Origin of the sequence: Vibrio sp. MA40-2, assembly GCF_047302445.1 — a bacterium.
GTDB lineage: Bacteria > Pseudomonadota > Gammaproteobacteria > Enterobacterales > Vibrionaceae > Vibrio.
On record NZ_CP178628.1, the window covers coordinates 1,897,120 to 1,911,165 of the forward strand.

11 protein-coding genes are annotated in these 14,046 nt (G+C 40.8%); 6 read left to right on the plus strand and 5 right to left on the minus strand.

The features are described from left to right. Nucleotides 1-23 precede the first annotated feature (23 nt). Complete coding sequence (gene menE / locus ACLKML_RS16235) at nucleotides 24-1,523, plus strand: o-succinylbenzoate--CoA ligase (protein WP_413284064.1); 1,500 nt, start codon at nucleotides 24-26, stop codon at nucleotides 1,521-1,523. Between the two features lie 280 nt (nucleotides 1,524-1,803). Here the strand turns inward: menE and ACLKML_RS16240 are convergent, their stop codons facing one another. Genes ACLKML_RS16240 through ACLKML_RS16250 form a run of 3 tightly spaced genes read right to left on the minus strand, consistent with a single transcriptional unit; the run spans nucleotide 1,804 to nucleotide 5,228 of the window. Beyond that, on the minus strand, nucleotides 1,804-2,721 hold the full coding sequence (locus tag ACLKML_RS16240; RefSeq protein WP_413284065.1) for a YeiH family protein: 918 nt from the start codon (nucleotides 2,719-2,721) through the stop codon (nucleotides 1,804-1,806). Further along, complete coding sequence (locus ACLKML_RS16245) at nucleotides 2,718-4,607, minus strand: MFS transporter (RefSeq protein WP_413284066.1); 1,890 nt, start codon at nucleotides 4,605-4,607, stop codon at nucleotides 2,718-2,720. The genes ACLKML_RS16240 and ACLKML_RS16245 overlap by 4 nt, the downstream gene beginning before the upstream one ends. Before the next feature lie 36 nt (nucleotides 4,608-4,643). After that, the gene (locus ACLKML_RS16250; protein WP_413284067.1) at nucleotides 4,644-5,228 is read right to left on the minus strand and encodes a TetR/AcrR family transcriptional regulator; all 585 of its coding nucleotides are present in this window, start codon (nucleotides 5,226-5,228) and stop codon (nucleotides 4,644-4,646) included. A 321-nt stretch (nucleotides 5,229-5,549) separates the two neighbouring features. Here ACLKML_RS16250 and ACLKML_RS16255 point away from each other — a divergent pair, with 321 nt between their 5' ends. Further along, a complete protein-coding gene (locus tag ACLKML_RS16255) occupies nucleotides 5,550-6,458 on the plus strand; it encodes a Tim44 domain-containing protein (RefSeq protein ID WP_413284068.1) in 909 nt (302 codons plus the stop codon). Between the two features lie 164 nt (nucleotides 6,459-6,622). On the opposite strand, the gene pta is transcribed toward ACLKML_RS16255, so the two are convergent. Then, entirely contained in the window at nucleotides 6,623-8,779 is a 2,157-nt protein-coding gene (pta, locus tag ACLKML_RS16260; protein WP_413284069.1) for a phosphate acetyltransferase, read from the minus strand. Nucleotides 8,780-8,880: 101 nt separating this feature from the next. Next, nucleotides 8,881-10,077: an acetate kinase gene (locus ACLKML_RS16265; protein ID WP_413284070.1), complete on the minus strand. Its 1,197-nt coding sequence runs from the start codon at nucleotides 10,075-10,077 to the stop codon at nucleotides 8,881-8,883. A gap of 338 nt (nucleotides 10,078-10,415) precedes the next feature. On the opposite strand from ACLKML_RS16265, the gene yfbV reads away from it, so the two are divergent. From yfbV to ACLKML_RS16285, 4 genes are all read left to right on the plus strand, one after another. Further along, nucleotides 10,416-10,868: a terminus macrodomain insulation protein YfbV gene (gene yfbV, locus ACLKML_RS16270; RefSeq protein WP_413284071.1), complete on the plus strand. Its 453-nt coding sequence runs from the start codon at nucleotides 10,416-10,418 to the stop codon at nucleotides 10,866-10,868. A 233-nt stretch (nucleotides 10,869-11,101) separates the two neighbouring features. Next, on the plus strand, nucleotides 11,102-12,067 hold the full coding sequence (locus tag ACLKML_RS16275; RefSeq protein ID WP_413284072.1) for an ABC transporter substrate-binding protein: 966 nt from the start codon (nucleotides 11,102-11,104) through the stop codon (nucleotides 12,065-12,067). Between the two features lie 128 nt (nucleotides 12,068-12,195). Further along, nucleotides 12,196-13,140: an ABC transporter permease gene (locus tag ACLKML_RS16280; RefSeq protein WP_413284073.1), complete on the plus strand. Its 945-nt coding sequence runs from the start codon at nucleotides 12,196-12,198 to the stop codon at nucleotides 13,138-13,140. Beyond that, nucleotides 13,137-13,931 carry an ABC transporter ATP-binding protein gene (locus ACLKML_RS16285; protein WP_413284074.1) on the plus strand — a complete coding sequence of 265 codons (795 nt, stop codon included), beginning with the start codon at nucleotides 13,137-13,139 and terminating at the stop codon, nucleotides 13,929-13,931. Before ACLKML_RS16280 ends, ACLKML_RS16285 begins: the two co-directional genes overlap by 4 nt. Nucleotides 13,932-14,046 lie beyond the last annotated feature (115 nt).

A 14,046-nucleotide genomic window follows, 5' to 3' on the forward strand; every position in this document is an offset into this window, starting at 1 on the left:
GAACAGACATGATAGATTAACTCATGAGCAACGATTTACTTTCGGCTAAGTCTCAACTTTCAACCACAGAATGTGGTTTGGAATGTTGGCGACAACGCACTCCGTCAGAGACGGCATTGAGGTATGCTGGTAAGGCTTTTACTTGGCTAGAGATCGGCTCAGTCGTTGACAGGTTGAGTCAATCTCTATTGGAACAAGGGGTTGTTAGAGGTGGTGTTGTTGCACTTGTTTCTAAAAATAACCTAGGGTTACTGCTCACTTATTTAGCTTGTAGCCGTGTTGGTGCGATAAGTGCTTTTATTGCGCCAACGACCGCTAATCAATTACAGGAGAAGTTACAAGTTCTTGGTGATTGTCACTATTGGGTCCACTCTAGCGGTTTTGATATGACCGATGGCGACAAACCGTGTGATACAGCATTGGCTAAATGTGATACTTCATTAGCAAAAGTAGTATCGGCTCCGAATTATCGTCCGTTGCATATCTCCATTGATTGGAATACGGATTCGCCACTGACGCCATGCCCTGATGTGTCAGAACAAGATCTTACCAGCATTATTTTTACTTCTGGGACAACGGGATCTGCCAAAGCGGTAGCGCATACAAAACAACAACATATTGCTTCGGCGCAAGGCTTACTGGAGCGATTCAAATTCAATAAACAACATACTTGGTTATTGAGTCTCCCTATGTACCATGTTTCTGGCTTAGCGATTGTTTGGCGTTGGCTGGTTACTGGAGCTTGTATTAAAATTGGTGAGGGAGCTGATCTCTATCAAGATTTACAACAGGTTACTCATGCCTCTCTTGTTACTACTCAATTAAAACGCTTATTAGATGATGGACGGTCACTTTGTTTGACAAGAGTGTTACTGGGAGGAAGTCATATACCCATTACTCTTGCGCAAGCAGCCAACCAACGGGGGATTGATACGTGGTTAGGCTATGGTATGACAGAAGCGGCTTCGACGGTAATGGCTAAACCGGTTGACGGTCGAGTAGGGGTCGGTTTTTTACTGCCTAAACGCAACATTAAAATTGATGACAAGCGAATCTTTATTAGCGGTGAAACATTAGCATCAGGTTATTTTTCTCATGGTTTCATTACGCCTTTAACCGACAATGGTTGGTTTGATAGTAAAGATCTTGGCGAATGGCATGGAGACGAAATCTGCATTCTTGGTCGTGCCGATAATCAATTTATCTCAGGAGGAGAAAATATCCACTGTGAGGAAATTGAAAAAGCGCTATCGTTCCATCCACAGGTAAAGAGTGTAATGGTTGTTGCAGTAAAAGACAGTGCTTATGGTGCTCGGCCGGTTGCGGTTGTACAATGCGAAAAATTGCTAAATAAAAGTGAGTATGAACAAGTTATTGCGAAACAATTGGATAAATTTAAATGGCCGATAGACTATGTTTTAATGCCAGAATTTATTAGCCAATCCTCTGCGATTAAAATCCCTCGAGCAAAAATAAAACAATGGTTTAGCGAGAATATTACCAATTATACTTTGGTTAGTTAATTTAATAGGTTAGTTAATTTAATTGGTTAGCTAACTTATTTGATTAGCGAATAAAGCAATAATTCAACCAAACAATTGGTTATTTCTTAGTCCAAAAATGAATTTATTTTCGTATAAGAAAGCTTAATAATATGCCCAGAAGTTATTAGAGGGCGATTACATGAAGTTTTTAAGCATCATTTGTGCAATATTATTGATTACGCTTGCGTTGTTCACTCAAGGTGTTATTAAATCCTTGGCAGAGTTGAGCGCATTTTTATTGGTTGTTTATTATCTTTATCTACGCAAGAGTCAACCAAGCAAGCGACAGAGTTGAGATTGCCACCCACAAAAATACACCGAAAAGTAATGGTTTAGCGCCTGCCGCTTTTAATTTATCTAAAGAAATACTTGAACCAATTAAAAACAAGCAAACCACTAAAGTCTGTTTGGCTATCACAAAAATAGAGTCATAAATGTTGTCGAATTGAGGCAGATAATCGCTAATTAATATTGCCGCACAATAAAATACAATAAAGAATGGCACTCTGACTTTATTTTCACCATTGTTGAACAGTAAGGCACTAATAAAAGCCACTGGAACAATCCATAATGCTCGTGCCAGTTTAAGTGTTGTCGCTGTTTTTAACGCCTCTTCCCCATAAGCAGATGCTGCCCCAACCACAGATGATGTATCATGAATGGCGATTGCTGCCCATGTGCCAAAGGTATGTTGATCTAAATTGAGTGCATGGCCGATCAATGGAAAAATAAATAAGGCGATTGAATTAAGAACAAATACCACAGCCAATGCCAGCCCTGTTTGTTCGTCTGAGGCTTTTATTGCAGGAGAAACTGCCGCAATTGCACTACCGCCACATATAGACGTACCAGCCGAAATTAAGTAGGCGCCTTCTCTATTTAATCCTGCTTTTTTGGCTATCAAGGTACCAATGGTCAACGTGCCAAAGATAGAGACAATGATCATCCCAATGCCTTGCCCTGTCACTGCTAATGCTTCTTGAAAATGAATACCGAACCCCAGACCCACAATAGAATAAGCGAGGAGTTTTTTGGTTATTTTGCCAATAGGTAATGTTTGAGGAACAAAACCTAAGCTGGATAAGGCAAACCCCATAACCAACGCGGTAGGCGACGAAATCCAAGGTGTTAGACATGTTGCGGCAACAATAAAAAATACTAGGTTGTTTTTACTCATTGATTATTGCCTCTTAGCTGTTGCACTTGTTGATGAATATAATGGGCGCTTGCTTGTTTTGGTGAAATAGCCAAACCCGCTTCAATTTCTATCTTGGCTCGAAATCTACGTGGAAACCCTCTACAAGCTCGACCTTTGTAACGGCTGAAATAACTGCCCCACATGCCTTTTAATGCCAATGGAATAACCGGAACTGCTGAACGATTGAGAATAAGCTCGACGCCACGCATAAAAGGTTGTATTTCACCATTTGGAGTTAACTTTCCTTCAGGAAAAATACAAACAATTTTACCCTCTGCAAGCGCTTGTTCCACGCTTTTGAACGCTTTTACTATCGATCGAGTATCGTTTGATGAAATGGGGATGACCCCCGCTTTAGCTAAAAATCCCTTTATGGGCTTAAAGTTGGCGTAGTCTTGTTCCATAACAAAATGAATTAATCGTGGACTCACCGCACTCAGTAGTAAAGCGTCCATATAGCTTACATGATTGCAGACTAACAGTGCGCCACCTTTTTTCGGTAGATGATGTAAATTGACCTGTTTTACGCGGTAAATTAAATGTGCGAATAACCGTACTAGAAATCGGACAACATAGATGGGGACTTGTATAAATAAAGACACAGCAATCAGCAAATTTAATAAAGATAATATCAAGAAAAAAATTGGAATAGAGAGTTCTATTAAGCCAAGTAAGATAATGCCCATTATCGCACTTGCCACCATAAAGAGCGCGTTATAGATATTATTAGCGGCAATAACTTGTGAACGTTGTGCTTGTTCTGCTCTCATTTGCATTATGGTATAGAGCGGAACAATAAATAACCCGCCAGAGACGCCAAGTAACAGTAAATACATAAAGGTCGGCCACAGCGCAGTATAATTAACAAAGTCAGAAAACTGAATCAATGGCGGTAGATTATCTGGAACAGAAAAAGCCAATAGACAGCCAAATAGACTAATACCAACACTGCCTAGTGGCACAATACCGTACTCAATACGGTGGTTAGATAGTTTGTCGCATAGTTGAGAACCAAGCGCTATGCCAACCGAAAATAATGCCAGTAAGAACGAAACGGCTGCTTCACTACCATTTAAATATTGTTGAGTAAAAGTCGCAAATTGAGTGAGGTAACTTGCACCTAAAAACCAAAACCAACTTATTGCTAGAATCGATTTGTAAATGATTTTATCTTGTTTAGCAATGCGCAATGTCGTTCTGGTCTGTTTTATCGGTTGCCAACCAATAGAGCTATTGGGATTAACTGCTGGCGTTGATGGAATAAAACGGCTCGCGAGGTATCCGAGGATTGAAAATAATACGACGCACAATGAAGCGATATAAATGGCATTGTCGAACGAGGTTATAACACCAGCAATCACTGTCCCCAATAAAATAGCCAGAAATGTACCGGTTTCAACTAAAGCATTGCCAGATAAAAGTTCGTCACTTTTGAGGTGCTGAGGTAAAAGAGAGTATTTAACGGGACCAAAGAAGGCTGATTGAGTTCCCATTAAAAATAACAGTATTAATAACGCTAGGTAACTCTGGGTGATAAACCCGATTGCGGCACATAGCATAATGACTATTTCGAGTAATTTTACTTTACGTATAAACCAGTCTTTATCGTACTTATCCGCTAATGCTCCTGCGGTTGCTGAAAACAAGAAAAATGGCAGAATAAAAAGCCCGGCGGCTAGATTAATAAATAAATTTGGCGAAATCGCTAACGCATCAACTCCTGCAAAAGCGACTAAAATTAATAAGGTATTTTTGAATACATTATCGTTAAAGGCACCCAAGAATTGAGTAATAAAATAAGGTAAAAAACGTTGCTGCGTCAATAGTGAGTTTTTAAACAAACTTGACGTTTTTTTTGCTGCCATGCTAGACCTTATTTTAATTCATGCTTGGATGAGAGACTACTTTAAATAGTTACTTAATAGATTACTAATGAGTGCTTTTCCATTGATAGGTTCTGAAGTAAAAAACATATCATCCACACTGAGTTGAGTAATTCCATGCACGCCAGCCCAAAGTACCCGGCTCGACTCTACCACCTCTTCATGTGATTTTTCTGGCGATATAACAGCAACCAAATGTTCTAACATGCTGGTCATTTTATGAATACGTTGGGACTGCCAGTCTGGTAAGTCTTTACCATTCATCGAGTGCTGAAATATCAGACACCAACGATAGGGGTTATGTTGAGCAAAATCGTGATAACAGTAGGCTAAATTATATAAGGCATCTTGCGGGTTCGCCGATGTTTCAAGCGTTTTAGCAGCGTCAGCTTGCAGCTCATCCACAGTTTGAGCGACAACTTGTAGCAGCAATAAGTTGTAGCTACCGAATACATTGACCAAGGTGCTGGGTACGTAATCTATTGCGTTAGCTAATTTTCTTAGACTTAACTTATGATGAGGTTGATCAGCTAGAAATTCTTTTGCTTTATTTAGCGTTAAATTAATAAGCTCTTCTCGAGTGTGATCATTTCTTCGTGCCATACTTCCATGTGCCGGTTTATTTAGGTTGAACAAGTTACTCGCTTGTCGCCAGAGTCCGTTCAATAATGAACAATGTTCATTATTTTATGTGTCATGTAAAAAAGGTCAAGATTTATGCTTAGGAATTTATTAGATATTTTGCCCTGTAATATTTAGCAACACTCAGAGTGATACAAAAGATTTAATTATTCGAAATTTACATATATGATGCAAAAATACGTACAATGGCCCTAAGCTTAAACGCGTTTTCCTACCTACATTTTAAAGTCGTTTGGGTCTAGTCAAAAATAAAAATAAGGTTGAATGAAATTGAAGAACAAAATGAGAAGTATTTTAGCAATGGTTGCGCTTATTATGTTTACGGTAACCACATCTCCTACGGTAGAAGCAAAACGTTTCGGTGGCGGAAAATCTTTTGGTAAAAGCTTTAAGACGGCTCCTGCGCCAAAACAGGCTCAGCAAAATACCAATTCATTGAAGAAAGATCCATCGCAAGCATCAGCAGGTAATAAGCGTGGGTTACTCGGTGGTTTAATGGGCGGTTTGCTTGCTGGTGGATTACTGGCGGCGTTTTTTGGCGGCGCATTTGATGGTATTCAATTTATGGATATTCTCATTATTGGTTTGATTGCTTATTTTGGCTTTAAGTTTTTGCGCGGAATACTTGCCGCAAAAGCGGGCGGAATGAACCAGCAGGCTTATTCAACGGCTGGTCATCAAAATTCTGATTATCAAAACCAGAATCATCAACAAGCGGGTCATCAACAAACTAGTGATTCATCGATGAAGTTCCAAGGGACAGATCAAGCTTCGTCGTCTACTGGGTTTGGTTCTGCAGGCAAGGCGGATGTTCCGCACAATTTTGCGCCTGATTTTGACCAAGCTGCCTTTATAAATGGTGCTCGTGAGCATTATAGAATACTGCAAGGCGCATGGAATCATAACGAATTAAATACTATAGAAGAGTATGTTTCTGCGAGCTTATATCAAGATTTGAAAGCAGAAAGAGCTCAATTGCAAGGTGAACAGCACACCGATGTTATGTACGTTGACGCAGAAATTGTTCGCGCAGATTATGACGGTTCTACTGCTCAGCTAAGCTTACAGTTTAATGGTCGCTATCGTGATGCAGTGGAAGGGATTGAAGAAGATATTAATGATGTTTGGCACTTAGAGCGTGATTTAACCGTAGCCAATGCTCCTTGGTTAATTGTTGGTATTCAGGCTTAATCGCATAGACTATCGTATAGACCAAAGCGTGTTATCAAAATCAGAAGTCTTTTGATAATAAAATACTATAAATAAAAACCCCGACAAAATATATCGGGGTTTTTTCTATTTTACTTGCGGTGTTTTATCTCGCCAGTGTTCGCTTTAACAACAAATATTGTGTGTTATTTTGCAGTTTCAGTTTGTGCTGCTTGCTCTGCCTGAATAGCCGTTAGCGCTACAGTATAAACAATATCATCTACTAACGCGCCACGAGACAAATCGTTAACAGGCTTACGCATACCTTGAAGCATTGGACCAATAGAAACCAAGTCAGCAGAACGCTGTACAGCTTTATAGGTTGTGTTACCCGTATTCAAGTCAGGGAATACAAACACGGTCGCTTTACCTGCAACAGGAGAGTTTGGTGCTTTAGAAGCCGCTACGTTTTCCATGATCGCTGCATCGTATTGAAGTGGGCCATCAATAATAAGATCTGGACGTTTCTCTTGAGCAAGTTTGGTTGCTTCACGTACTTTGTCTACATCTGCACCTTTACCAGATTCACCAGTAGAGTATGAGATCATGGCTACACGAGCATCAATACCAAATGCAATAGCAGAATCTGCAGATTGGATTGCGATTTCTGCAAGTTGCTCTGCGGTTGGATCTGGGTTGATTGCACAGTCACCGTATACTAATACTTGGTCAGGCAGTAGCATGAAGAATACTGATGATACGATAGACGCGCCTGGCGCTGTTTTGATGATCTGGAATGGAGGAACAATGGTGTTAGCTGTGGTGTGAACCGCGCCAGAAACCAAACCATCAACTTCATTCGCTTCAAGCATCATTGTGCCAAGGAAGACAGAATCTTCTAGTTTTTCACGAGCAACAACTTCGGTCATGCCTTTTTTCGAGCGTAGCTCAACAAGACGAGCAACATATTTTTCGCGAACGGCTGCTGAATCTATAATTTCAACACCAGCACCAAGCTCAACACCTTGTTGCGCTGCAACGTGACGAATTTCTTCGGGGTTACCTAAAAGAACACATGTTGCGATTCCGCGTTCAGCACAAATCGCTGCTGCTTTTACTGTACGAGGCTCATCACCTTCAGGCAATACAATACGTTTGGCTGCACGGCGTGCGAATTCTGTTAATTGATAACGGAAAGCTGGTGGACTTAGACGGCGAATGCCTTGCGTACCTTCTGATAAAGAATCAATCCAAGGCCCATCAATGTGTCTGGCAACATGATCATTTACAAATTCGATACGATCTTTATCATCAGCAGGGACTTCTAAGCTAAAGCTTTGTAAGTTAAGTGATGTTTGCCATGTATTACCTTGCGCTTTAAAAATAGGTAGCCCGGTTTCAAAAGCACGTTTACATACTTTAGTAATTTCTTTTGGTAAGTCATACCCACCAGTAAGAAGAATAGCACCAATTTCAACGCCGTTCATTGCTGCCAAAGCCGCTGCTACAATCACGTCTGGACGGTCAGCAGACGTCACTAACAATGAGCCAGGTTTAAAGTGTTCAACCATGTGTGGTAGCGAACGCGCACAGAAGGTAATACTCTTAATACGGCGATTATACATGTCGCCTTCGTGTATCACTTCAGCGTCTAAGTGCTTGGCCATATCAATAGCGCGAGTCGCGATAAGATCAATGCTCCAAGGCACACAGCCTAAAACACGGATTGGACTTGCATTAATGATTTCCATTGTTTTGATGTTGGCTTGTTTAGCCGCATCTGCTTCATCAAAAATCTCTGAAAGATCGGGACGTGTTCTGCCCGCATCATCAACAGGTGCGTTAAGTTTGTTAATAATAACACCAGAGATGCTCTTATTTTTTGTACCACCAAAGTTAGAAACGGCTAACTCGATACGCTCTCTTAATTGCGCTGTATTATAAGTGCCCGGTGTAGCAACGAAGACAATTTCTGCACCTAATGTCTTGGCAACTTCTTGGTTGACTTGGTTCGCAAATGGATGCTTACGGGTAGGGACCAATCCCTCAATCAGAATAACTTCTGCGTTGCTCAATTCATTGTAACGACCAACAATGGTTTCTAGCAGCTCATCCATCTTTTCGTTACCGATAAGAGATTCGGCTTCATGCATAAGAATAGACGGCGATGTTTGAATATCACTGTTTGTATTGATGATGGTTGAAGTTAGATCGGGTTGGTTGCCACCGTGGCGTGGTTGGGCAATAGGTTTGAAGAACGCAACATTTACGCCTTTACGTTCCATTGTACGGATAACACCCAAGCTGACACTGGTAAGGCCTACTCCAGCGCTAATCGGTACAAGCATGATAGTACGGGACATTCTTAGAATACCTCTGGTTTAAAGGAAAGGCTTGGCTAATATTTACATATATTGCGAAACCTAAATCAAAACTGGCTAACAAAGTTAGCCAGTTCATTTAATTAAAGACCTGCGAGTCGTGCAGTATCTTCAGCAATAACTAACTCTTCATTTGTAGAGATAACCATTGCAGGGATGCGGCTGTCATCAGTCGTAATGACACCTTCTCCGCCAAAGCGAGCTTTAAGGTTTTTGTCATTATCAACTTCAATTCCAAATATACCTAGACGGTTTAATACTAGCTCACGAATTGGGCTAGAGTTTTCACCAATACCGCCAGTAAATACGATGGCGTCAAGACGTCCATCAAGTGTCGCGGTGTAACCAGCAATGTATTTAGCTAAACGATGGCAGAATACGCCCATAGCGCGAGCTGCGTCTTCTTTGTCTTGGTAGTTATCTTCAACATAGCGACAATCAGATGTCACTTGAGTTAAGCCTTGTAAGCCAGACTCTTTAGTCAGCATCGTGTTGATGTCTGCTACTGAGTAACCAAGTGTATCGTGTAAATGGAAAATAATAGCTGGGTCAATATCACCACAACGAGTGCCCATTACTAAACCTTCTAATGGAGTAAGTCCCATAGAAGTATCTACCGATTTGCCATTTTTAATTGCGCAAATAGATGCACCGTTACCTAAGTGACAGTTAATGATGTTGACTTCATCTGCTGGTTTAGCTAGACGTTCCGCTGCTTCACGTGCAATGAATAGATGAGAGGTACCATGCATGCCGTAACGACGAATACTGTGCTCTTCATACAGATTGTATGGCAAAGCATACAAATAAGCGTCTTGAGGCATTGTTTGGTGATATGCAGTATCAAATACAGCAGACATAGGTAAGGTAGGGAAAGCTTTTTGAGCGGCTTTAATACCAACAATCGCTGCTGGGTTATGTAAAGGAGCCAAAGCTGCACAATCTTCAATGCCTTTGGTTACTTCGTCGTTGATTAATACCGACTGAGTGAATTTTTCACCACCGTGAACAACACGATGACCAACGGCAGATAAAGAATTAGAAAGTTCTGGCTTAGAAGCAAGAATAGTTTCTACGATGAATGACAAAGCTTCGTCGTGTGCGGCGCCGTCGCCAAGTTGCGCCTCGTGTTTACCATCAAGCTTCCATTTAATACGAGCTTCTGGAAGGTGAAGGCATTCTGCAAGGCCGGTTAGATGCTCGTTACCATTATCGGCATCTACAATAGCAAATTTAAGTGAAGAACTACCGCAGTTTAAAACTAAAACTAGCTTAGACATGAGTGACTACCTGTTAATCGTCTGAAAATATCAGTTTGGTTGAAAATGAATCTCAAGAATAACTGACTGTGAAAGTCATTCAATATCCTTGGTCAAAAAAACATCATTATCCATTATGTAAACATGGTCGGTATTTTATGACCACGCTAGCAATCCGTGCTATTTACCATCATAAATTTGCCTAAATTGTAAATAACAGCAACAATGATATTGATGGAGCGCAAAGAATAGCGATAATAGACTAAGATAACAAAAAAAAATTGAGTAATTTTTAATTTTCGTCAATATTTTTATAATTAATGTTGAATAATTCAAAATTTTTTTAGTGCGAGGTGCAAATGAGTACGAATTCTGGGCTGATCGGTAATCTGCGAAGCGGACAAAAATATATGGATGTATGGCCGATGAGAAAGGAGCTATCGCCTATTTTTCCAGAACATCGAATTATTAAAGCGACTCGGTTTGGTATTAAAGTGATGCCTGCAGTAGCGGCAATTAGTATTTTAATTCAGATGAGCTTTGAAAATACTCAAGCCATGCCTCAAGCAATAGTGACTGCTTTATTTGCAATTAGTTTACCGTTGCAGGGTATCTGGTGGTTGGGCAATCGTTCTAATACTAAATTACCTCCCGCTCTGGCTGGCTGGTATCGAGAATTGCATCAAAAAATACAAGAATCAGGCTTTGCTGTTGAACCTATAAAACAAAAACCACGTTATAAAGAGTTAGCCGTTTTATTAAACCGTGCTTTTAGACAGTTAGATAAAACTTCGTTGGAGCGTTGGTTTTAATTTTAACCTCTGTTTTGACCGTGGTTGATTCGTAATAAAAATAAAACAGCGTTATTAGCGATAAAACCTCTCATTTCTATTAATTACCTTAATAAATAACAAACTCTTCTTCCATTCCGCTCTGGTTACTGGTAAAAATGTTTACGTAAGCGTAAACAAATACGTACAAGTCAAAAACAAAAATAATTTAAGCACAGTTTTGCGCTAAAAATATTGCTAATCAAGGAGTTAAGATGAAAGCAGGTAAAATTATTGCGACTGCAGTTATGGCGGGAGCCGCGTTGCTCTCTTCTACGGGTGTTATCGCTAAAACAGCCAAAGTTGCTGTTTCTCAAATTGTTGAACATCCGGCACTGGATGCTACTCGTCAAGGACTTTTGGATGGACTAAAAGCCCAAGGTTACGAAGAAGGCAAAAACTTAGAGTTTGATTTTAAAACGGCACAAGGCAATCCAGCCATTGCTGTTCAAATAGCGCGCCAATATGTTGGTGAGCGTCCGGATGTATTAGTTGGTATTGCGACACCTACTGCACAAGCACTTGTTGCCGCTACTCGTGATCTTCCTATTGTCTTTACCGCAGTTACCGACCCTGTTGGTGCTAAATTAGTAAGTAATGCAGAAAAACCAGGTAAAAATGTAACTGGGCTTTCCGATCTATCACCAATCGCTCAGCACGTAGAATTAATTAAAGAGTTGCTGCCAGACGCGAAAACAGTTGGTGTGGTTTATAACCCAGGTGAATCAAACTCGGTTAGTCTAATGACGCTTTTAAAAGAAAGCCTTGCTGCTAATGGGTTAGAGTTAGTTGAAGCGACGGCACTTAAAAGTGCGGATGTACAAAGTGCGACTCAAGCCATTTCAGCTAAATCTGACGTGATTTATGCCATGATAGATAACACTGTGGCCAGCGCGATTGAAGGCATGACTATTGCGGCTAATCAAGCGAAAACACCAGTATTTGCGGCGACAACCACTTATATTGACGCAGGTGCAATTGCGGCATTAGGTTTTGATTATTATCAAATCGGTGTGCAAACAGCAGACTACGTAGTAGCGATCCTTGAAGGCCAAAACCCAGGTGATATCCCAGTACGAGTAGCGAAAGGTTCAGACCTTATCGTTAATAAAACGGTAGCAGACAAACTTGGTATTGCTATTCCTCAATCGGTATTAGATCGCGCCACGGATGTTAAGTAACTCTGTTTCGATAGCGTAATGTTGTAACAGGTCAAAGAAACACCTCTCGACCAATCTATGCAAGATTGGTCGAAAGTTTTTTACTAACGAAGAATTATAACGTTGGTACAAGCAGAAAAGGAGTATGTATGTCTGCTTTTGCATTTTTTGGGGCGCTAGAAATAGGCTTGATTTATGGGTTAGTGGCATTAGGCGTTTATTTAACGTTTAGAGTACTGGATTTCCCTGATCTTACTGTCGATGGCAGTTTCCCTATGGGAGCAGCGGTTGCTGCTACAGGTATTGTTGCAGGCTTAGATCCTTGGCTGTCTACTTTTTTAGCCATTATTGCCGCTAGTGCGACTGGCTGGGTAACAGCATTTTTAGCCGTGCGTTGTGGTATTTTGCATTTGTTGGCTTCCATACTAACGATGATTGCTGCTTTCTCGATTAATATTCGCATTATGGGCCGTCCAAATATTGCTTTATTGGGTTCGGATACTATTCTGACGCCATTTGAAGCATACGGCGATTCTATGTATGTCAGACCTATTTTAGTCGGTGTGTTAGTCCTCATTTCTGCTTGGTTTGTTATCCGCTTATTAAACAGTGACTTTGGCTTAGGCCTGCGTGCCACAGGTGTCAATGCGCGCATGGTTAAAGCGCAAGGGGCAAGCACCGCATTTTATACCTATTTTTGTTTGGCTTTATCTAACGGCTTTGTCGGATTTGCTGGTGCTTTATTTGCGCAAACCAACAGTTTTGCCGATGTAACTTCAGGGACAGGCACTATTGTAGTTGGCTTAGCCGCCGTGATATTGGGGCAAACCTTGATACCGGGCAGAAAAATTTGGATGGCTGTTGCCGCGGTAATTATTGGTTCGGTGTTATACCGTTTAGCCGTTGCATTTGCTTTGAGCTCAGGAATGTTTGGTTTACAAGCATCAGACTTAAATTTAGTCACAGCAATATTGGTTGCAGCGGCGCTAATTGCACCGAAAGTAAAAAGTAATTTAAAAGCCAAAAAGTCGCGTGCGCCGACTGACGATAGCAGTGCATCTAAAGGCAAAAAAGAATCAGGAGATGTTGCATGATTCATTTAGAAAACATACAAGTTACTTTTAATCCTGGAACCGTTTTAGAAAATAAAGCACTCAGAAGTGTGTCGGTTGAGGTGCCTGAGCATCAATTTTTAACCGTAATTGGTTCAAATGGAGCAGGTAAGTCTACTTTACTTGGTGCCGTAACAGGCGAAACACCAATGGTCGGCGGTAGAGTTCGTATTGATGATTTAGATGTGACTAACCAAAGAGTTGACCAACGAGCCAGTCAGTGCGCTCGTGTATTTCAAGACCCATTAGCTGGTACATGTGGTGATTTGACCATAGAAGAGAACATGGCGCTTGCTTACATGCGTGGTAAACGCAGAGGGTGGGCGCGTTCAATTTCTTCTCAGCGTAAAAAATTATTTCAAGAACGTATTAGCATCCTAGGCTTAGGTTTAGAAGATCGATTAAGCGATAATATTGGCCTACTTTCTGGTGGTCAGCGTCAAGCAGTGAGTTTGGTAATGGCGACATTATCAGACAGTAAATTATTGCTGCTTGATGAGCATACCGCGGCACTGGACCCAAGAATGGCAGCATTTGTTCTAGAGCTGACTCAAACGGTGGTTAAAGAATTTAATTTGACAGTGATGATGGTTACGCACTCAATGAAAGATGCTTTGGCTTATGGTGATCGAACTATTATGCTTCATCAAGGTAAAATCGTACTGGACGTTGCAGGCGAGCAGCGATCCAGTATGGCAGTGCCTGATTTATTAGAGATGTTTTCTAAAGTACGTGGTGAAGAACTAACGGATGATAGTTTATTGTTAAGTTAAGTTGTTCTTGTATCTATAGCAAAAACCCTCTGTTAACAGAGGGTTTTTTCGTTCTACTCGTATTTTCACTTTGAATTTTTTGGCTGAAAAGTCGGGAGCTCATTGTTACATCTAA

Bases quoted from the DNA above. Each gene is read 5' to 3' on its own strand.
- ACLKML_RS16265 (WP_413284070.1), bottom strand. From the start codon at position 10,077: ATGTCTAAGCTAGTTTTAGTTTTAAACTGCGGTAGTTCTTCACTTAAA.
- yfbV (WP_413284071.1), top strand. From the start codon at position 10,416: ATGAGTACGAATTCTGGGCTGATCGGTAATCTGCGAAGCGGACAAAAA.
- ACLKML_RS16250 (WP_413284067.1), bottom strand. From the start codon at position 5,228: ATGGCACGAAGAAATGATCACACTCGAGAAGAGCTTATTAATTTAACG.
- pta (WP_413284069.1), bottom strand. From the start codon at position 8,779: ATGTCCCGTACTATCATGCTTGTACCGATTAGCGCTGGAGTAGGCCTT.
- ACLKML_RS16275 (WP_413284072.1), top strand. From the start codon at position 11,102: ATGAAAGCAGGTAAAATTATTGCGACTGCAGTTATGGCGGGAGCCGCG.
- ACLKML_RS16240 (WP_413284065.1), bottom strand. From the start codon at position 2,721: ATGAGTAAAAACAACCTAGTATTTTTTATTGTTGCCGCAACATGTCTA.
- menE (WP_413284064.1), top strand. From the start codon at position 24: ATGAGCAACGATTTACTTTCGGCTAAGTCTCAACTTTCAACCACAGAA.
- ACLKML_RS16285 (WP_413284074.1), top strand. From the start codon at position 13,137: ATGATTCATTTAGAAAACATACAAGTTACTTTTAATCCTGGAACCGTT.
- ACLKML_RS16280 (WP_413284073.1), top strand. From the start codon at position 12,196: ATGTCTGCTTTTGCATTTTTTGGGGCGCTAGAAATAGGCTTGATTTAT.
- ACLKML_RS16245 (WP_413284066.1), bottom strand. From the start codon at position 4,607: ATGGCAGCAAAAAAAACGTCAAGTTTGTTTAAAAACTCACTATTGACG.
- ACLKML_RS16255 (WP_413284068.1), top strand. From the start codon at position 5,550: ATGAGAAGTATTTTAGCAATGGTTGCGCTTATTATGTTTACGGTAACC.